The organism is Helicobacter pullorum, assembly GCF_900638355.1.
Classification (GTDB): domain Bacteria; phylum Campylobacterota; class Campylobacteria; order Campylobacterales; family Helicobacteraceae; genus Helicobacter_D; species Helicobacter_D pullorum.
In genome coordinates this window covers 370,021-387,159 of record NZ_LR134509.1, presented here as the reverse complement: position 1 = coordinate 387,159, position 17,139 = coordinate 370,021, and the positions used below count along the sequence as shown (strand labels likewise).

The following is a 17,139-nucleotide window of genomic DNA, read 5'->3' as shown; positions in this document are numbered from 1 at the left end:
AATCCCTATTTATCAGCTTCCAAACATTCTTTAGAACAATAATATTTTCCATTGCTAATAATCGCCTCTTTACTAGAAATATAAGTCCCACATTTCTTACATTCCAGCATAATCTCTTCATTTTTATTATGTTTTTTAAAATTTTGATTTTCTTCTTTCTTGACACTCATTTTTCTAAAAAAATAATAGACTGCTAGGATTAATAAAACAATCAACAACCATTTTAACACAGCTTTTCTCCTTTAATCACAAGATAATTTCTAAAATCTTTTTGGTATTTTTGATACTCCAAATCTTTTGGAATTTCACTCTCTACATTTGAGCCTTTATAAAGCAAAATCAAACTTTCTTTAGAAATAATTTTTTGGCATTTTACTAGAAACTCACTCACACCAAAAGTCGCCCTTGAAGTGATAATATCGGGTTTATCCTCCATTGTGATTTGCTCTACCTTTTGCCGCATAACACAAAAATTCTCCAACCCAAGCTCCACTTTCACATTTTGCAAAAAAGCGGCTTTTTTGGCATTTGGCTCACACAAAATCACTTTACTTCCAAGCACAATCCCAAGAGGAATTGCCGGAAAACCATTGCCACTCCCCACATCAAAAAGAAACTTTTTATCTCTTAGCTTCAAACTCTCAATCTCCAAAGGATACAGGGAATCTTCAATATTCTTTTGTATCATCTCCAAACTTTTAGCTCCACTCAAACTATGAATCTTATTCCACTCTAATAGCATAATTGCATAATCTTCAAGCTTTTTTGAGATTCCCACACCAAGATTCATAACACCAACATCCCATCGCCATAAGAATAAAAGCGGTATTTTTTCTTAATGGCTTCTTGATAGATTCTTTTTGTTTCCTCTAATCCCACAAAAGACGCTACTAGCATTAATAGAGTTGTTTTGGGTAGATGAAAATTTGTCAATAAAGCATCAGTCAAAATAGGTTTATTTTGCAAATGCAAAAATAAATCACATTCCCCTTGTGCTTGTTTGGTTCTAGCAAAATACTCAATAGTTCTTGCTGCTGTTGTTCCAATAGCTGTGATATGGGTAGCTTCTTGAATCTTTTGTATGCTCTCTTGCGGGATTATAAAAGATTCTTTGTGCATTTTATGTTCTAAAATATTTTCCACACTTACACCAAGAAAAGTTCCAGCCCCTACATGCAAGGTCACAAAAGCATTGTTAAATTCTCTTTGGAGTTGTTGAAATGATTCTTGACTAAAATGCAAAGAGGCTGTTGGAGCGGCGATTGCCCCAAGATTTTTTGCAAAAACTGAATTATATTCTTCTCTATCTTGTTGGCTTGCTTCTCTTTTGATATAAGGGGGCAAAGGCGTATGCCCACAAGAATCCAAAAACCCAAAAAACTCTTGTTTGTCCAAAGGGCTTTCATCATCAATCTTAAAAAAACTTGCCTCTTTAAAACCCATACCACAATCTTTTATGATTTTAGCAAAGATTCCCCCTTCAAACTTTACCCTACTCCCTTCTTTAAGTCTGCCCCTAAACTGCATCAAATAAAGATTCTCACCAATTTCTTTGTGGAATAAAGCCTCTATTTTTCCGCCCTCTTGTTGGGTATTTTGAAAGATTTTCACACCATAGATTCTTGCAGGAATTACCTTTGTATCATTAAACACTAGCAAAGTTTCTTTGGGCAAAAACTGCATAAAATCTCTAAAAGTTGAATGAATGATACTTCTATCTTTGCGATTATAAACTAGTAATTTGGCATCTTCTTTTGGTGTGATGGGCTGTGTAGCAATTAGTTCTTTGGGGAGTTCATAATCATAACTTGTAGATAATAATTCATTCATTATCTTCTAACTCTTCTGGTTTGTAAGGATTAACCATTTTTGCAATTATAATCGATAATCCATAAAGAATCGTAAGAGGAATTGCCATCAAAAATTGTGAAAGAATATCAGGGGGAGTGAGGATTGCTGCCAAAATAAAAATAAAAACAATGGCATATTTAAAATAATCTTTCAAAGTTTTATCCGTAACTAGCCCTATTCTTGCTAAGAAAAAAGTAACGACAGGCAACTCAAAAGAGATTCCAAATCCTACCATCAATTTTGCAAAAAACCCCACATAATCACCAATGCTAGGAAGAGCTGTAAAAAGCTGACTACCAAAACCGATTAAATAACCAAAACCTATGGGAAAAGCTATATAATAGGCAAAAGCACAGCCACACAAAAAAAAGAAAGTTCCAAACATGACAAATGGAATGACTAACTTTTTCTCATTCTCATAAAGACCGGGTGCTACAAATGACCAAATTTGCCAAAATATAATCGGTAATGCAAAAATAAAAGCACTAAAAAATGCAACCTTAATAGCCGTAAAAAACGCTTCTCCCACTTGAGTAAAAATCACACTTTCTCGCCCTTTGGGCAATGCAGCACTCAAAGGTGCAACCATCCAATCTAAAATAATCTCCCAAAAATAAAAAGAAACCGAAAAAGTAACCAGAAGTGCTAAAGCGATAATTATTAGGCATTTACGCAAATCTTGAATATGTGGCTTTAAATCTTCAAACATTCTTTTTCTCACTTTCTTTTTGTGTATCTTGAATATTTTTAGCCTCTTGGCTAATCTCTTCTTTAAAATTTAAACTTTGCTTATTTGTTGTAGGCTTAATCTCTATTCCATTTTCTCCAAATATTTGATGATTGTTTGTTTGTTCTTTTGCTTCAGAAGAGATTGAATTAGATTGTGTTTTTGGGGTATCTACTTCCAAATCTAATGAAGTAATTTCTTTAAGCTCCATTTCTTTAGTGAGATTCTGCACACCTTGTGTGAGGCTATTTTTATACGCTAAAGCTTCTTCTTTGATTTTACTTAGATTAACTTCTTTGTCCAAGCTTTCTTTTGCCTCATCCATTGTTTTCTTGACTGCCTTAAAAAATTTTGCTGCATCTACTAATGCTTTTGGCAATTTTTCAGGACCCAAAAAAATAATAGCCACTGCCACAATCACTAAAATCTCAAAAAATCCCATTCCAAACATCGGCGTTTCTCTGCCTTTACACTAAGCTTTATTATAAAATTTTAGGATTTTATCTAATTTTGGAATAAAGTGTGCTTAGAATCTTACATAATTTTAAAAGACAGGGAAGTTATTATGAAAAAGATTTTAGTTATCTGCATTTTAGGGCTAATTTTATTGAGTGGTTGCATTTCACCAAAAACAGATGCTTTTTTACTCGGGGCTGGACTTGGAGCTGGTGCTACTTATTATTTTTTAAATGGGGGCAAAATTGATGGGATTGGCAAAAACTCCTTCCAAGGCACTTCTCAACAAAGCATAGCAGACACCTCAATCCCATCAGAGTTAGAATGGTATTATTTCAATCAAGATTTGCAAGAGCAGATTTTTCTCAATCAAAAACAATCGCAAATCCCTTTAAACTAAAAATTCCTTTAAAATATCTTGATGTAGCACAGGATTAAATTCCAAAACCTCATATTTAGCTGCATTGTTAAGATAAAAAGGATCTTGCTTTGTAAAATCTAGTGCTTCTTGCTTGTTTATAAATTTCCCAATAATAATTCCTCCGGTGCGTGGATTTTGCGGACCACTTGCAAGAAGTTTTCCACTTTTATAGCCCGCTTTTAAATACTCACGATGTGCTGATAAAATCTCCTCAATAGCCGATAATTCCTTAGTATAATTCACTAAAATAACAAATAAATTTTGCATAACATTCCTTTTGTTTTTTAACCATTATAACATTTCATTAAAACTTTCTTTTTTCCAATTTTTTTTTAAATTATAAATATTTTGCACAATATCCCCATTCCAAACACTGCTAATACAAGCAATCATATCCGCTTTTGTGAGATAATGAATGTTTGAAGGCGTGATTCCTCCAATTGCACATTTTTTAATATCTGTTACTTTTTGAAATAAATCTAGAGGTATCACTTTTGCTTGTGTCTTTGTAGGAGAAGCAAAACATGCCCCAAAGGCAATATAATCTGCCCTCATTTCCTTTGCATTTTGAGCTAGTTGCAAATCCCCATAACAAGAGATTCCCAAAACTCCACAAAAATCCTTTCGAATCTCCCTTAATTCCTGCATACTATAAGATTCAATTTCATCTTTTTTGCCAATATGCAAACCTTTGGATTTTATTTCACAAGCTAGCTCTACCCTATCATTCAAAACAAAAAGCACATTATTTTGCCCACAATAATCCATTAGTTCAATGCAAAGCTGTTTAATTTCATTATCTTTATGCGTCTTATCACGCAACTGAAAAATACTAATCCCACCCCTAATGGCTAATTCCAACATTTCAAAAATTTTTTGATAGGGCGTGAGTTTTTCATCACTAATTGCATAAATACCTTCTAACATTATAATTCCTTAATATTTTGATAAAATTCTATCAAATTAACCCCCATAAAAATGCAAACCAAATCAATTTGCACTTTTTATAAGGAATATTATGCAAACTTATATTTTAAATCTCACAGGAACTATTCAAGGGGTAGGATTCCGCCCTTTTGTCTATAAAATTGCTACAAAATATTTCCTAAAAGGCTATGTTTTAAATAACAATCAAGGCGTAAAAATCCTCATACAAGGCAACCAAGAATCCATTCAAAACTTCCTAAAAGAGCTAAAAAATCCTCCAAGTGCTGCAAAAATCACTTCTATTACTAAAAAAAAGATTTCCAATAAAAAGATTTTTTCTGATTTTGAAATCCAAAAAAGTCAAACACATTCCATTAAAACCGCCACTATACCAGCAGATCTTGCACTATGCCAAGAATGTATCAATGAGCTTTTTAATCCAAAAGATAGGCGATTTCTTTATCCTTTTATAAGCTGCACCAATTGTGGCGGGCGATATAGCCTCATTCATTCCCTACCCTATGATAGACAAAACACCGCTATGGCAAATTTCAAGATGTGCAAAATTTGCCAGCAAGAATACACAAACAACAATTCGCGTCGATTCCATTCTGAGATTAATTGCTGCCCAAATTGCGGACCACAAGTTTTTTTTACAACCCATCTTAATTATAATGACAAACCTCTTTTGGACTCCCAAATTATTCCTTTTTTAAAGACTACACCAAATCCTATCAAAAATGCCATTGCAGCCCTAAAAAATGGAAAAATTTTAGCATTAAAGGGGATAGGAGGATATGCACTAATCTGCGATGCTACAAACCAAGAATCAATACAGATTTTAAGAGATAGAAAAAATCGCCCCAAAAAACCCTTTGCCATTATGTGCAAAGACCTAAAAATGGCAATGAGTTTTACTTCTCTTAACAAAAAAGAAAAAGACTTGCTTACCTCACAGATTGCCCCCATAGTGCTAAGCTATGCCAAGACAAAAACCAAACTGCCTTTACACCTTATCGCTCCAAATCTAGCTACTTTAGGGATTATTTTGCCTTATGCCCCCTTGCATTATCTTATTTTCAATGAAATTGAATTTCCATTGATTTTTACAAGTGCAAACATTAGTGGTGAGCCAATTATCAAAGATTTCTACACTATCACACAAAAATTACAAGGGATTTGCGATGGAGTTTTACTTTATAATCGCGATATTTTTAACCCCATTGATGATAGTCTTATCCGAATTTTAAACAAAAAAACACAGATTCTAAGGCGTGCTAGAGGGTATCTCTCTGATATTCCATTCTCTACACTCCATACACAAAAAAACTTCATCGCCCTTGGAGCACAACAAAAATCTACATTCTGTCTAAAATTCCACAATAAACTTCTATTAAGCCCGCATTTGGGAGATTTAAATAATCTTGAATCTTTTTTAAATTTCAAACAAAATCTCAATTTATTTACCCAACAATACCAAGCCAAAATTGATACATTTTGTGCGGATTTACACCCAAATTACGCCTACAAAGAACTTTTGCCTAGTAAAAATACTCATTTCATTCAACATCATTTTGCACATCTTTTATCCAATATTGCAGAAAATCGTATTTCTTCAGAAGTTTTAGGAGTTATTTTTGATGGCACAGGGTATGGATTAGATGGCAATATTTGGGGGGGAGAATTTTTGTTTTATAATCCCAAAAAACCTCTCACTTTTCAGAGAATTGCCTCTTTTGCGCCCTTTTATCTTCTAGGCGGGGAAGTAGCTATTAAAGACATTAGAAGACTCGGTATAGAGGCTCTTTTTGTCGCCTTTAAAGAACATTACAAAACCCTAAAACTACCCCTCTTAGAAAGCCTCAAAAAAGACTATGGAAAAGATATTTTAACTTTCTTTTATAAGCAACACCAAAATACACAAAATTATACTTGTAATTCTGTGGGTAGAATCTTTGATATGGTGGCATCTTTATGCAATCTCACCCAAAAAACAAGTTATGAGGGCGAAGGCGGAATGCTTTTAGAATCGCTTGCCTATAAAGCACAAAAAAACAAAATTCAAGCTATCTCTTATTCCTTTGCAATCAAGAAAAATATTATTTTATGGGATACTATGATACAAGAAATCTACTATGATTTACAAAACCACATTCCCATAGAAAATATTGCTTTGAACTTTCATTTCACCCTTGCAAATATCATTAAACACATTGCAAATCAATATGAAACTATTGCGCTAAGTGGTGGTTGTTTCCAAAATGCAGTTTTAACTCAACTCACATTGCAGATTCTAAAAAACAAAAAAGTATTTTTAAATCAGGAGATACCTTGTAATGATGGAGGAATCAGCTTTGGACAAGCCTATTATATGCAATTAAAGACTAGCAAAGAATCTTGCTAGCCCTTTAAATAATTTAATGAGCATCATGCCATATTTTGCGTTTCCACAAGTAAGCAATTACACCCATAACAACCATAAAGACGACAAGTTTCCACCCCAAAGACTCTCTTTCAGCCTTTTTGCTATCGCCTACACTTTCCATATAAGCAATCACTTGATCTTCTGCTTGTTGTGTCAAACCAACTCTAGGCATTGCAGTACCAGCTAATCTTTTTTGTGGATCATTGATAAAAGTATGCAAATACTCCAAATTTCTACTTCTAATCATCATAGACAAATCAGGAACCTTTGTCCCCAAATAAGTTTTTAATCCACCTTGAGCAAACCATTGATCATATTTGACATCATGGCATCTTCCACAAGCATCAATAAAAACTTCTTTATTGCTTAATTCTTTTGGTGCGATACTTTGCAAATACGCCACAATATCAGCAATCTCTTGATCACTCATCCAATTATACGCAGGCATTGGATGGTTGCCATCAAACTTATGTGTTTGTTTTGTGGCTAATGCAACATCTTTAATCACATTCCCCAAAAAGTTTTTATCATAGATTAATCCAGCACTTGAAAGATCTGGTGGAACTACCCCATAAGCCGCCAAAGCATCTTCTGGAGAAAATGGCATTTCCAAACCTTCTGCTTTAATAGAATGGCATGCCAAACAATTTGCAGTTACAATCTCTTTCCCATTTGCAGCATTTCCACCTTGTGCTTCAAGGGGCTTCAAGTCCGCATAAGTATAATCTGCTGGGGATACTTTTGGATACATTTGCCCATGAGCAAATGGTTCGACACCCCAATAAATAACTCCTGTAATCACAACAACAACAATTAATGCTAAGAACTCTTTCATTCCCACTCTCCTTAACTATTCTTTTTATCTTCAAGTTTTGTAATAATAGGCAATACTACAAACAATAAAAGGAAAAATATAATGGTTACCACAAAGCCAATATAAGCATTAATTCCTGTTGGAGGCAATTTACCCCAAATTGTCAAAATAATCATATCTATTACCAACAACCAAAACCATATCATAAATGCCGGTCTTTTATGTGCAGGAGCAACGACTTTACTTCTATCTAGCCAAGGCAAAAGAATAAAAATAATATTTGCTATACCAAATGCTATTAAACCCAAATCCGCACTAAAGAAAAATCCTCTTAAAATCTCATAACTCCATAAGAAATACCACTCTGGATAAATGTGTGGAGGAGTTTTTAAGTGATCTGCTGGATCAAAGTTAATTGGATCAAGAGCAAAATTAAAATGATAGCAAGTCAAATAGAATAATATTGCTAAGAAAAAACTTGCTACAAAAAAGTCTTTGGACAAAAACATCGGCCAAAAAGGAATGACTTTAGATTCTTTTTTGTTTCCTGCTTTGAATTTCTCCGCTTCTTTTTCAAAATCAATCTCTTCTCCATAAGCGTTATTGACATGAGGGATTCTTAAAGAATAGAAATGCACAGCAATCACAAGCATAATCACTACCGGTAACAACACGACATGTAACATAAAAAATCTTGTCAAGGTTGCATCTGCTACAATGAAGTTACCTCTAATCCACACTACCAAATCTGGTCCAATCACAGGTATTCCACCAAAAAGATTCGTAATAACCGCAGCAGCCCAATAACTCATTTGTCCCCAAGGCAACATATATCCACTAAATGCTTCCGCAGAAAACAAGCCAAATAAAACCATACCGGTAATCCAAATCATTTCTCTACCGCGTTTATAAGAGCCATAATAAATTGCTACAAACATATGGATATAAATAATCAAGAAACAAACAGAAGCACTCACTGCATGCAAATGTCTCCAAAGCCAACCATATTTCACTTCCTGCATAATCGTATAATTTACACTATCAAAAGCAAGTTTGGTATCTGGCTTATAATACATCAACAAAAATAATCCAGAAATCACCAAAAGAGTAAATAATACCACCAAAACAACACCCATTGCCCACAAAAAATTAATATTTTTTGGTATCCAATATTCTGTCATCAAAACTTTCATCAAAGGCTTTATGGCAAGTCTTTGATCCAACCAATCAATAATACCATTTGCTTTTTCTATTTGTGCCATCAAACCCCCCTATGCTTTGCCTACTAATTTCAAATACTCTGGACCTTCTTCTCCCAAAACAAGCTTATCACCATCAATTTTAAAAGGTGGGATTGCCATTGGAGTTGGAGGCGGTCCAAAAATATTCCTACCACATGCATCAAATCTTCCACCATGACAGGCACAATGAAACTCTGTTGTATTAGAATCATAAGAAGGAATACAGCCTAAATGAGTACAAATTTGAATCCCTAAGCTATAATCCGCATTCCCTACAACGACATCTCTTTCTTCGCATTTTTTCATTTCTGCAGTTTTTTTAATCACATATACAGGCGTTCCTCTATATTCAACTTGTCTATATTCACCTTCTTGCATACTACTCAAATCAATGGTTGTAAAACCAGCAGAAACTACACTTGGTAAAGGATCCCAAGAAGACTTCATTGCCACAAGTGATGCACCAACACCAACAACAGCAACAGCTCCAAGCGTCATACCAAGGAAATCTCGACGATTGACATTCTCTGCCATCTATTTCCTCCTATTTATAAAATAAATTTAGTTTTGATTATTTAAAACCTTGTATTCTATCATACGAAAACTTTAATTTTTAGTAAGATTTAATAAAATTTTGAGAAATAAAGTAAAAAATATTTTAAATTTATCTAAAAGTAAAAAGAAGAGTAAAGAAGGAAGGGCAATAAGTAAAAACTTATTACCCACTAAACTAATTCAATAACAGCCATCAAAGCAGCATCACCAACTCTTAATCTAGTTTTGATGATTCTTGTATAACCCCCATTTTTATTTGCATATTTAGGAGCTATTTCTTTGACAAGCTTTTTAACAGATTCTTTATGTTGCAAATGTGAAAAAACTAAACGATGTGCCATAGCATCATTTGCTCTAGCTTTTGTTAAAAGTTTTTCAAAATAACTTTGCAATTCTTTTGCTTTTGGAAGTGTTGTTTCAATTTTTCCATTTGCTATTAATGCAATTGATAAATTTTTTAATAAAGCTTTTCTGTGGGAAGAAGTCCTACCAAGCTTTCTATATCCATGTCCATGTCTCATTTTTATCCCTTTTTTAATTAATTAGAAAATTTTTTCTTAAGAATTTGGAGTAAATCCTCTGGAATTTCTCTATTTACAGGATAACCTAGCTCATCAAGCTTTGCAGTAATTTCATCTAAAGATTTTTTACCTAAATTCTTAATATTTTTAATTTGGTCTTCATTCAATAAAACCAATTCACCCAAATACCGAATTCCAGATCTATCCAAACAATTAAAACATCTAGCACTAAAATTCAAACTATCAATAGTCTGCGATAAAACTTTTAATTCTGGACGCTCTTCCTCAGATACAGTAGTTTCTGGCATTTCAATATTCAATTCACTATTAAAAATGGACATTTGTTTATGCATCACACTCAAAGCATTTTTAAAAGCTGTCAAAGGATCCACTTGTCCATCTGTTTGAATATCAAAAATAATCTTCTCATAATTTGGATCATCTTCTAACAACATATTTTCAGTTGTATAAGTAGCACTTGTTACAGGAGTAAAATACGCATCAAGAGGCATGAATCCTTCTGGCACACTTGTGCGTATCTCTTCACTTGGCACATAACCAATACCCTTATAAATAATAATAGAAAAAGCTAAAGTTGCATCTTCATTAATAGTTGCCAAATGAATATCAGGCGTTACAACCTCTACTAACTCATTTGACAAATCTGCACCCGTAATCACTTTTGAACCATTAAATTTATAATCTACACTCACATTATCACTATTGTCTTTGATTCTAAAACGAATGGCTTTGAGATTTACTATAAATTGTGAAACATCTTCTACCACTCCACGCACAGAATCAAATTCATGTGCAACACCAGAGATTCTCAAAGCAATAGGAGCAAAACCAACTGAACTACCCAACAATAATCGTCTTAGAGGATGAGCCAAAGTAATAGCATAACCATTTTCAAATGGATATGCTGTGATTTGTACTTTATTATTTCCTGTTTCTCTAACTTCTATTTTTGTTGGAATATGAGGAGAAGTTTTAATACTTTTCATACGAATATCCTCTACCTATTACTTAGAATACAACTCAACGATGAGTCTTTCTTCTATAGGTATTACAACCTCTTCTCTTTCTGGCAATCTTGTAAAAATACCAAATACCTTTTCTTGATCCACATCAACCCAAGGAACAATACCTGTTTGCTTTGTAAGCTCGATAGCTCTTTGAATTTGAGGATTCTTTTTGGTTTTTTCACAAATTTCAATTTTTTGCCCTGCATTAACAAAAGCAGAAGGGATATTCAATCTCTTACCATCTACCAAAATATGTCCATGCACTACCAATTGTCTTGCAAATCTTCTTGTAGTGGCAAATCCCATTCTATAAACTACATTATCTAATCTTCTTTCAATAAGCTTGATGAGGTTTTCCCCTGTATTTCCTTCCAATCGATTAGCTTCCACAAATATAGAACGGAATTGTTTTTCAGAAACACCATACATCATTCTCGCTTTTTGTTTTTCGCGGAGTTGGATTCCATATTCAGAGATTTTACCTCTTCTTTGTCCATGTTGTCCAGGACCATAAGGACGCTTATCTAATGCACTCTTACCTGCTAGCCTTCTTTCACCTTTTAGTGCAAGACTAACACCAAATCTTCTTTCAATCTTTTCTACTGGACCTCTATATCTTGCCATTCTCTCTCCTTACACTCTTCTTCTTTTTGGTGGGCGGCAGCCATTATGTGGCAATGGAGTAACATCTTTAAACCACAATACTTTAATACCTTCAATGCTTCCAAGACTCTTAACAGCAGTCTCTCTACCGCTTCCCGGACCTTGAATCTTAACACCAAGCTCTTTGATACCATGTTCTTTTGCTTTTGAAACTGCATCTTCAACCGCTTGTTGTGCTGCATAAGGAGTAGATTTCTTACTTCCCTTAAAACCTAATGCACCTGCTGTACTCCAACAAATTACATTTCCCATTTCATCTGTGATAGTTACGCTTGTATTGTTAAAAGCAGCTGAGATATGAATAATACCTCTTGCAATATTCTTTTTGACAACCCTTTTTTTTGTTACATTTCTTTTAGCCATTATTCACCCCTTATTTTGATGCACTACCAACGGTTTTTCTTTTGCCTTTTCGCGTTCTTGCATTATTTTTTGTTGTTTGTCCGCGAACAGGTAAGCCTTTTCTATGTCGTAATCCACGATAGTTACCTAAATCCATAAGTGCTTTAATGTCCATTGTAACTTTTTTGCGCAAATCACCCTCTACGATATGATGAGCTTGAATTTCTTTAGCAATAGCAGAAACTTCATCTTCACCAAGGTCTTGAACCCTTTTGTCATAAGAGATATTTACAGCATTTAAAATATCTCTTGATGCTTTTAAACCAATACCATAAATATAAGTTAAAGCATATTCAATTCTCTTTTTTTTGGGTAAATCAACACCAGCAATTCTCGCCATTATTTTTCCTTTATCCTTGTCTTTGTTTATGTTTTGGATTCTCGCAAATCACTCGAATCACGCCTTTTCTCTTAATAACCTTGCATTTGTCACACATTTTCTTTACAGAAGGTCTGACTTTCATAGCTTACTCCTAACTTTAATATTTGAAAATTCAAATACTTTTTACATAATTTTTAGAATCACTCTAAAACTATCACCTTTTTGAATTGCAATAAAAACCAAAACTGAATTTCATTGCTTCCTAATAAAACTATTAGACATTGAGTTTATAGTCCTCCCAAGGCTTATTCATCACCTAAACGACTATGCAATTTTTGCAATAAAGGGCATATTGTATAAAAAAACTTATTAAAAACTACTTATATCTAAAAGTAATTCTACCTTTATCCAAACTATAAGGAGTGAGTTCTATTTTTACTTTGTCCCCTTGCAAAATCTTAATGTAATTCATTCGCATTCTTCCTGCAATATGGCACAAAATAATATGCCCATTTTCCAATTCAACGCGAAAAGTTGCATTTGGTAATGCTTCTTTGACAATTCCATCAATCTCAATCACATCATCTTTTGCCATTTAACTATTCCTTTGATAAAATTTCTGCTTTGCCATTGATAATTGCCACTGTATGTTCATAATGACTACCATTTAGCCCATCTACTGAAACTACACTCCAATCATCTTCTAATATTTTTGGTTCTCCACTTTTTTGACAAATCATCGGCTCAATACAAAAAACCATACCTTCCTTGATTTTATAGCCCTGCTTAGGATTATTGCCCTCTAAATAGTTTGGGATTTCTGGTTCTTCATGAGGCTTTTTGCCGATTCCATGACCGCAAAAACCACGCAAAGGCACATACCCATAATCCAAAATAAATTGCTCTATTAAATAACTCAATTCTTTAAAGTGCATACCTACTTTAATTTGAGAAATTGCGAAATGAAGTGAATCTTTAGCACAAGCAATTAATCTTTGATTCTCTTGTGAAATATTACCAACCCCACAAGTGATGGCACTATCTCCATACCAACCATTAAGATTCACACCCAAATCAAGCCCTACAATATCCCCTTCTTTCAAAGCGTAATCCGTAGGGATTCCATGGATAATGACTTCATTAACAGAAATGCAAACAGAGCCACTAAATCCATATAAACCTTTAAAGGCAGGTATTCCCCCTTGAGAAAGGATAAAATCCTCTCCCATTTTATCAACTTCTTTTAGCGTAAGACCCGGCTTGATATTAGCCTTTAGATGATTCAAAGTCTTAGCAACAATCCTATTGGCTTTCCTTAGGGATTCTATTTCTGCAGGTTTCCTAATGGCAATTGACATTATAGACCCACTGCACTCAATGTTTTATATTTATTCATATAAATTTGTGCTTCAATTTTACGCATTGTATCTACAGCAACCTGCACAACAATTAACACAGCCGTTCCACCAAAATAAAATGGAACCCCTGAAGCCTTTACCAAAACCCATGGCAAAGTCGCAATTAATGCTAGATACAAAGATCCCCAAAGTGTTAATTTATTAGCAACTTCTGTTAGAAAATTCGCCGTTCCCTCTCCGGGACGAATACCCGGTATAAATCCACCTTGACGCTTAAGATTTTCGGAAATATCTTTTGCATTAAAAACAATAGAAGCATAAAAATAAGCAAAAAATATAACAAATAAAAACATTAAAACATTATACAAATATCCATTTGGATTAAGATAATCTGCAATTTGCATAATAACGCTATTGGAAGAAGCTTGCAAAATTGTGCTTGGAAACATTAAAATAGCAGAAGCAAAAATCGGAGGGATTACTCCACTCAGATTCATTTTGATTGGAATATAGTTCATAATTCTCTTATCTTGGTTTTGCATTACCACTTTTCTTGAATAAGAAATAGGTATTCTTCTTTCACCAAGCTCAACAAAAATAATACAAGCAACGGTAATGATAATAATTGCAGCAATAAACAATAAAACCAACCAACTAATTTGATTTGTATTCACCAAATTGAAAGTTCCTGCAATTGCACTTGGAATGCCCGATACAATACCAGCAAAGATAATTAAACTAATACCATTTCCAACGCCTCGTTGTGTAATTTGCTCACCAATCCACATTAGTAGCATAGTTCCACAAAGCATAGAAAATGCTGAAATTGCAATAAAAATATTCATATCTATCATAATAGCACCATTAGCACCTGTCCCAAGGCTTTTTAACCCAATAGAAACGCCCACAGCTTGAATCAAAGTGATTACCACGGTGCTATAACGGATAATTTGCATATATTTTTGCATTCCATCACGTTCTTTTTTCATTTTTGCCAAATTTGGAAAAGTAGCCGCTAAAAGCTCCATAATAATAGAAGCTGTAATATAAGGCATAATACCTAAAGAAATGATACTTAAACGCTCCACAGCATTTCCGCTAAACATATTAAATAGCCCTAAAGCATTTGAAGCATTATTATCAAAAAAAGTTTTAATGACAGCTGTATCTACTCCGGGAACCGGAATATACGCCAACACACGATAGGCTAAAAGAAAGCCTAGTGTAATGAGAATTTTATTGACGATAGCCTTATTCATTATTTTGTTCCACTTGTTGTGATTCTTTCATCTTTGATTTTGGCTACAAGATTCTTTGCACTTCCGCCAATAAGCTTAATTTTGGTTGTATAAGCAGGAAATTTATGCACACTTCTAATACTTTCAAAAGTGATTTCTTCTAATGCAGAAACTGCTTTAATCAATTCCACATTAATCACATATGGTTTTACCACTCCACTTGTAAAACCAACTTTAGGCAATCGTCTTTGCAAAGGCTGTTGCCCACCTTCAAATCCTCTTTTTTGCTTAGAACCAGTTCTTGCGGTTTGTCCCTTTCCACCTCTTGTGGAAGTTTTACCCATACCACTTCCTTGACCTCGTCCTACTCTTTTAATTTTTTTTACACTACCTTTTGCGGGTACTAAATTTTCTAATGCCATAAAATCTCCTTATGCCTTTACTTTAGAAAGTGCATCAATTGTGGCTCTTACTACATTATATGGATTGTTAGAACCCAATGACTTTGTCAAAATATCTTTGATACCTGCCATTTCCAAAACCGGACGCACAGAACCACCAGCAATTACACCTGTTCCCTCACTTGCAGGTTTCAACAAAATAATACTAGAATTATATTTTTGTTGAACATCATGAGCAATTGTTGTGCCTTTAATATTAACTTTTACAATATTTTTAAAGGCATCATCAATCGCTTTTTTAACTGCATCTGGTACCTCTTTAGCTTTTCCAAGTCCAAATCCTACCAAGCCTTCTTTATTGCCAATTACCACCAAGGCATTAAAGCGGAATCTACGCCCACCTTTTACTACCTTTGTTACACGCCCAATATTTACAACGACTTCTTTAAAATCTTCTCTATTGATTTCCATATTATCCCCTATAGACTAATTCCATTCTCGCGTAGAGAGTCAGCAAAACTTGCAACAACGCCGTGATACAAATATCCATTTCTATCAAAAATAACTTTTTCTACATTGATTTTTTTAAGTGATTGAGCCAAAGTAGATGCGATTTTCTTAACATCTTCTTTATTATTTTTTAATCCCATTTTTTTGCCATCAACACTAGCTAAAGTAATACCTTTTACATCATCAATAACTTGTGCATAGAAATATCTATTTGAGCGAAAAATACTCAATCTTGGAGTTGTCGCATCTCCAAAAACTCTTGCACGGATTCTTAGCTTTCTTTTAATTCTCAAGCTTCTTTTTCTTCTAATAATTTTATCTGTCATTGCTTAATCCTTATTTTTTAGAAGTTTTTCCAGCTTTGCGGATAATGCGTTCATCAACATATTTCACACCCTTACCCTTATAAGGTTCAGGTGGTCTAAACTCCCTAATTTCTGCTGCAATTTGCCCAACTTGTTGTTTATCAGCGCCTTTAATAATCACGAGATTCTTATCTACTGCAATCTCAATACCCTCTGGAATGTCATAGTTAATAGGGTGAGAGAATCCAAGTGCAAGCTCTAAAACTTTGCCTTTTACTGCTGCTTTATAACCAACACCATTAATCTCTAATTGCTTTGTGAAACCTTCTGTTAATCCCACAACAATATTATTTGCTAAAGCTCTATAAGTTCCCCAATAAGCTCTAGCTTGTGCATTATCTCCACTCAAAGAAAAACTTAATTCGTTGTCTTTAAAATCAATTCCAACACGCCCATAAGTTTCTAATTCTTTTGTAATTTTTCCACCCTTAAAAACTATTTTGCTCCCTTCAATGCTTACTTGAACACTACTTGGAATGCTAATAGGTTTTTTACCAACTCTTGACATTATTATACTCCTACCAAATACTGCAGAGGGCTTCCCCGCCTACATTTGCCTTATAAGCATCATCATTAGCAATCACGCCTTTGCTTGTGCTTACAACAATAGTTCCATATCCATTTTTGAAGCGTTTTAATTCATTTCTAGCCTTATAAACGCGTCTTCCAGGTTTAGAAATCCTTGCAATCTCATTGATAACTGAACGACCCTTTTCATCGTATTTCAAAACAACATTAATGAATTGTTTTTTGTCTTTTTCAATGACTTTATAGCCTTCAATGAAACCTTTTGCTTGAAAAACTTCTAAAATAGAAACTACAATCTTAGCATAGTATAAAGTTGTAGTATCTAATCTCCTCATACTTGCATTTCTAATTCTTGTCAATGAATCTGCAATAATATCATTTACCAT

26 protein-coding genes are annotated in these 17,139 nt (G+C 33.9%); 2 read left to right on the top strand and 24 right to left on the bottom strand.

Annotation, left to right across the window (positions count from 1 at the left end; all coding sequences use genetic code 11):
• Positions 1 to 5 precede the first annotated feature (5 nt).
• Genes EL247_RS01975 through tatB form a run of 5 tightly spaced genes read right to left on the bottom strand, consistent with a single transcriptional unit; the run spans position 6 to position 3,029 of the window.
• Positions 6 to 230 (bottom strand): PP0621 family protein, encoded by a 225-nt coding sequence (locus tag EL247_RS01975; protein WP_005022321.1) that lies wholly within the window; start codon positions 228 to 230, stop codon positions 6 to 8.
• Positions 224 to 790: a 16S rRNA (guanine(527)-N(7))-methyltransferase RsmG gene (rsmG, locus tag EL247_RS01970; protein WP_060663061.1), complete on the bottom strand. Its 567-nt coding sequence runs from the start codon at positions 788 to 790 to the stop codon at positions 224 to 226. Before rsmG ends, EL247_RS01975 begins: the two co-directional genes overlap by 7 nt.
• On the bottom strand, positions 787 to 1,830 hold the full coding sequence (queA, locus tag EL247_RS01965; RefSeq protein ID WP_104745583.1) for a tRNA preQ1(34) S-adenosylmethionine ribosyltransferase-isomerase QueA: 1,044 nt from the start codon (positions 1,828 to 1,830) through the stop codon (positions 787 to 789). The genes rsmG and queA overlap by 4 nt, the downstream gene beginning before the upstream one ends.
• Complete coding sequence (gene tatC / locus EL247_RS01960; RefSeq protein WP_005022317.1) at positions 1,823 to 2,560, bottom strand: twin-arginine translocase subunit TatC; 738 nt, start codon at positions 2,558 to 2,560, stop codon at positions 1,823 to 1,825. Before tatC ends, queA begins: the two co-directional genes overlap by 8 nt.
• Entirely contained in the window at positions 2,553 to 3,029 is a 477-nt protein-coding gene (tatB, locus tag EL247_RS01955; protein ID WP_104745582.1) for a Sec-independent protein translocase protein TatB, read from the bottom strand. Before tatB ends, tatC begins: the two co-directional genes overlap by 8 nt.
• A 114-nt stretch (positions 3,030 to 3,143) precedes the next feature.
• Between tatB and EL247_RS01950 the strand changes: the two genes are divergently transcribed.
• Positions 3,144 to 3,434: a hypothetical protein gene (locus EL247_RS01950; protein ID WP_054195446.1), complete on the top strand. Its 291-nt coding sequence runs from the start codon at positions 3,144 to 3,146 to the stop codon at positions 3,432 to 3,434.
• Here EL247_RS01950 and EL247_RS01945 read toward each other — a convergent pair.
• Entirely contained in the window at positions 3,426 to 3,722 is a 297-nt protein-coding gene (locus tag EL247_RS01945; RefSeq protein ID WP_104745581.1) for a YciI family protein, read from the bottom strand. The two genes, EL247_RS01950 and EL247_RS01945, sit on opposite strands and share 9 nt — an antisense overlap.
• A 24-nt stretch (positions 3,723 to 3,746) precedes the next feature.
• Positions 3,747 to 4,382, bottom strand: a complete 636-nt coding sequence (locus EL247_RS01940) for a thiamine phosphate synthase (RefSeq protein WP_104745580.1) — start codon at positions 4,380 to 4,382, stop codon at positions 3,747 to 3,749.
• Positions 4,383 to 4,473: 91 nt separating this feature from the next.
• Between EL247_RS01940 and hypF the strand changes: the two genes are divergently transcribed.
• Entirely contained in the window at positions 4,474 to 6,786 is a 2,313-nt protein-coding gene (gene hypF / locus EL247_RS01935; protein ID WP_104745579.1) for a carbamoyltransferase HypF, read from the top strand.
• 13 nt (positions 6,787 to 6,799) lie between these two features.
• Here the strand turns inward: hypF and EL247_RS01930 are convergent, their stop codons facing one another.
• The 17 genes from EL247_RS01930 to rpsH form a co-directional block, all read right to left on the bottom strand.
• Entirely contained in the window at positions 6,800 to 7,642 is an 843-nt protein-coding gene (locus EL247_RS01930; protein ID WP_040499970.1) for a c-type cytochrome, read from the bottom strand.
• Positions 7,643 to 7,653: 11 nt separating this feature from the next.
• Positions 7,654 to 8,883: a cytochrome b gene (locus EL247_RS01925; RefSeq protein ID WP_060663054.1), complete on the bottom strand. Its 1,230-nt coding sequence runs from the start codon at positions 8,881 to 8,883 to the stop codon at positions 7,654 to 7,656.
• Positions 8,884 to 8,892: 9 nt separating this feature from the next.
• Positions 8,893 to 9,396 (bottom strand): ubiquinol-cytochrome c reductase iron-sulfur subunit, encoded by a 504-nt coding sequence (petA, locus tag EL247_RS01920; RefSeq protein ID WP_005022306.1) that lies wholly within the window; start codon positions 9,394 to 9,396, stop codon positions 8,893 to 8,895.
• A gap of 191 nt (positions 9,397 to 9,587) precedes the next feature.
• Positions 9,588 to 9,938, bottom strand: a complete 351-nt coding sequence (gene rplQ, locus EL247_RS01915; protein ID WP_060661541.1) for a 50S ribosomal protein L17 — start codon at positions 9,936 to 9,938, stop codon at positions 9,588 to 9,590.
• A gap of 17 nt (positions 9,939 to 9,955) precedes the next feature.
• Positions 9,956 to 10,945 (bottom strand): DNA-directed RNA polymerase subunit alpha, encoded by a 990-nt coding sequence (locus tag EL247_RS01910; RefSeq protein WP_054195443.1) that lies wholly within the window; start codon positions 10,943 to 10,945, stop codon positions 9,956 to 9,958.
• 18 nt (positions 10,946 to 10,963) lie between these two features.
• On the bottom strand, positions 10,964 to 11,590 hold the full coding sequence (gene rpsD, locus EL247_RS01905; RefSeq protein ID WP_005022302.1) for a 30S ribosomal protein S4: 627 nt from the start codon (positions 11,588 to 11,590) through the stop codon (positions 10,964 to 10,966).
• 9 nt (positions 11,591 to 11,599) lie between these two features.
• Positions 11,600 to 11,992, bottom strand: coding sequence for a 30S ribosomal protein S11 (rpsK, locus tag EL247_RS01900; protein WP_005022301.1), 393 nt, complete (start codon positions 11,990 to 11,992; stop codon positions 11,600 to 11,602).
• A 10-nt stretch (positions 11,993 to 12,002) separates the two neighbouring features.
• Positions 12,003 to 12,371, bottom strand: coding sequence for a 30S ribosomal protein S13 (rpsM, locus tag EL247_RS01895; protein WP_005022300.1), 369 nt, complete (start codon positions 12,369 to 12,371; stop codon positions 12,003 to 12,005).
• Between the two features lie 10 nt (positions 12,372 to 12,381).
• On the bottom strand, positions 12,382 to 12,495 hold the full coding sequence (gene rpmJ / locus EL247_RS01890; RefSeq protein ID WP_005022299.1) for a 50S ribosomal protein L36: 114 nt from the start codon (positions 12,493 to 12,495) through the stop codon (positions 12,382 to 12,384).
• 234 nt (positions 12,496 to 12,729) lie between these two features.
• Positions 12,730 to 12,948, bottom strand: a complete 219-nt coding sequence (gene infA / locus EL247_RS01885) for a translation initiation factor IF-1 (protein WP_005022297.1) — start codon at positions 12,946 to 12,948, stop codon at positions 12,730 to 12,732.
• 4 nt (positions 12,949 to 12,952) lie between these two features.
• A complete protein-coding gene (gene map / locus EL247_RS01880) occupies positions 12,953 to 13,711 on the bottom strand; it encodes a type I methionyl aminopeptidase (protein WP_060663053.1) in 759 nt (252 codons plus the stop codon).
• A complete protein-coding gene (gene secY / locus EL247_RS01875) occupies positions 13,711 to 14,970 on the bottom strand; it encodes a preprotein translocase subunit SecY (protein WP_005022295.1) in 1,260 nt (419 codons plus the stop codon). Before secY ends, map begins: the two co-directional genes overlap by 1 nt.
• Positions 14,970 to 15,371 carry a 50S ribosomal protein L15 gene (gene rplO, locus EL247_RS01870; RefSeq protein ID WP_104745578.1) on the bottom strand — a complete coding sequence of 134 codons (402 nt, stop codon included), beginning with the start codon at positions 15,369 to 15,371 and terminating at the stop codon, positions 14,970 to 14,972. The genes secY and rplO overlap by 1 nt, the downstream gene beginning before the upstream one ends.
• 9 nt (positions 15,372 to 15,380) lie before the next feature.
• Complete coding sequence (rpsE, locus tag EL247_RS01865; protein ID WP_005022292.1) at positions 15,381 to 15,821, bottom strand: 30S ribosomal protein S5; 441 nt, start codon at positions 15,819 to 15,821, stop codon at positions 15,381 to 15,383.
• 8 nt (positions 15,822 to 15,829) lie between these two features.
• Positions 15,830 to 16,186 (bottom strand): 50S ribosomal protein L18, encoded by a 357-nt coding sequence (gene rplR / locus EL247_RS01860; protein WP_005022290.1) that lies wholly within the window; start codon positions 16,184 to 16,186, stop codon positions 15,830 to 15,832.
• A gap of 10 nt (positions 16,187 to 16,196) precedes the next feature.
• The gene (gene rplF, locus EL247_RS01855; protein WP_005022288.1) at positions 16,197 to 16,733 is read right to left on the bottom strand and encodes a 50S ribosomal protein L6; all 537 of its coding nucleotides are present in this window, start codon (positions 16,731 to 16,733) and stop codon (positions 16,197 to 16,199) included.
• Positions 16,734 to 16,743: 10 nt separating this feature from the next.
• On the bottom strand, positions 16,744 to 17,139 hold the full coding sequence (gene rpsH / locus EL247_RS01850) for a 30S ribosomal protein S8 (protein WP_005022287.1): 396 nt from the start codon (positions 17,137 to 17,139) through the stop codon (positions 16,744 to 16,746).

What these genes read in the sequence shown, in the direction of transcription:
- rsmG (WP_060663061.1), bottom strand. Translation starts at nt 790, where the DNA reads ATGAATCTTGGTGTGGGAATCTCAAAAAAGCTTGAAGATTATGCAATT.
- queA (WP_104745583.1), bottom strand. Translation starts at nt 1,830, where the DNA reads ATGAATGAATTATTATCTACAAGTTATGATTATGAACTCCCCAAAGAA.
- tatC (WP_005022317.1), bottom strand. Translation starts at nt 2,560, where the DNA reads ATGTTTGAAGATTTAAAGCCACATATTCAAGATTTGCGTAAATGCCTA.
- tatB (WP_104745582.1), bottom strand. Translation starts at nt 3,029, where the DNA reads ATGTTTGGAATGGGATTTTTTGAGATTTTAGTGATTGTGGCAGTGGCT.
- EL247_RS01950 (WP_054195446.1), top strand. Translation starts at nt 3,144, where the DNA reads ATGAAAAAGATTTTAGTTATCTGCATTTTAGGGCTAATTTTATTGAGT.
- EL247_RS01945 (WP_104745581.1), bottom strand. Translation starts at nt 3,722, where the DNA reads ATGCAAAATTTATTTGTTATTTTAGTGAATTATACTAAGGAATTATCG.
- EL247_RS01940 (WP_104745580.1), bottom strand. Translation starts at nt 4,382, where the DNA reads ATGTTAGAAGGTATTTATGCAATTAGTGATGAAAAACTCACGCCCTAT.
- hypF (WP_104745579.1), top strand. Translation starts at nt 4,474, where the DNA reads ATGCAAACTTATATTTTAAATCTCACAGGAACTATTCAAGGGGTAGGA.
- EL247_RS01930 (WP_040499970.1), bottom strand. Translation starts at nt 7,642, where the DNA reads ATGAAAGAGTTCTTAGCATTAATTGTTGTTGTTGTGATTACAGGAGTT.
- EL247_RS01925 (WP_060663054.1), bottom strand. Translation starts at nt 8,883, where the DNA reads ATGGCACAAATAGAAAAAGCAAATGGTATTATTGATTGGTTGGATCAA.
- petA (WP_005022306.1), bottom strand. Translation starts at nt 9,396, where the DNA reads ATGGCAGAGAATGTCAATCGTCGAGATTTCCTTGGTATGACGCTTGGA.
- rplQ (WP_060661541.1), bottom strand. Translation starts at nt 9,938, where the DNA reads ATGAGACATGGACATGGATATAGAAAGCTTGGTAGGACTTCTTCCCAC.
- EL247_RS01910 (WP_054195443.1), bottom strand. Translation starts at nt 10,945, where the DNA reads ATGAAAAGTATTAAAACTTCTCCTCATATTCCAACAAAAATAGAAGTT.
- rpsD (WP_005022302.1), bottom strand. Translation starts at nt 11,590, where the DNA reads ATGGCAAGATATAGAGGTCCAGTAGAAAAGATTGAAAGAAGATTTGGT.
- rpsK (WP_005022301.1), bottom strand. Translation starts at nt 11,992, where the DNA reads ATGGCTAAAAGAAATGTAACAAAAAAAAGGGTTGTCAAAAAGAATATT.
- rpsM (WP_005022300.1), bottom strand. Translation starts at nt 12,371, where the DNA reads ATGGCGAGAATTGCTGGTGTTGATTTACCCAAAAAAAAGAGAATTGAA.
- rpmJ (WP_005022299.1), bottom strand. Translation starts at nt 12,495, where the DNA reads ATGAAAGTCAGACCTTCTGTAAAGAAAATGTGTGACAAATGCAAGGTT.
- infA (WP_005022297.1), bottom strand. Translation starts at nt 12,948, where the DNA reads ATGGCAAAAGATGATGTGATTGAGATTGATGGAATTGTCAAAGAAGCA.
- map (WP_060663053.1), bottom strand. Translation starts at nt 13,711, where the DNA reads ATGTCAATTGCCATTAGGAAACCTGCAGAAATAGAATCCCTAAGGAAA.
- secY (WP_005022295.1), bottom strand. Translation starts at nt 14,970, where the DNA reads ATGAATAAGGCTATCGTCAATAAAATTCTCATTACACTAGGCTTTCTT.
- rplO (WP_104745578.1), bottom strand. Translation starts at nt 15,371, where the DNA reads ATGGCATTAGAAAATTTAGTACCCGCAAAAGGTAGTGTAAAAAAAATT.
- rpsE (WP_005022292.1), bottom strand. Translation starts at nt 15,821, where the DNA reads ATGGAAATCAATAGAGAAGATTTTAAAGAAGTCGTTGTAAATATTGGG.
- rplR (WP_005022290.1), bottom strand. Translation starts at nt 16,186, where the DNA reads ATGACAGATAAAATTATTAGAAGAAAAAGAAGCTTGAGAATTAAAAGA.
- rplF (WP_005022288.1), bottom strand. Translation starts at nt 16,733, where the DNA reads ATGTCAAGAGTTGGTAAAAAACCTATTAGCATTCCAAGTAGTGTTCAA.
- rpsH (WP_005022287.1), bottom strand. Translation starts at nt 17,139, where the DNA reads ATGGTAAATGATATTATTGCAGATTCATTGACAAGAATTAGAAATGCA.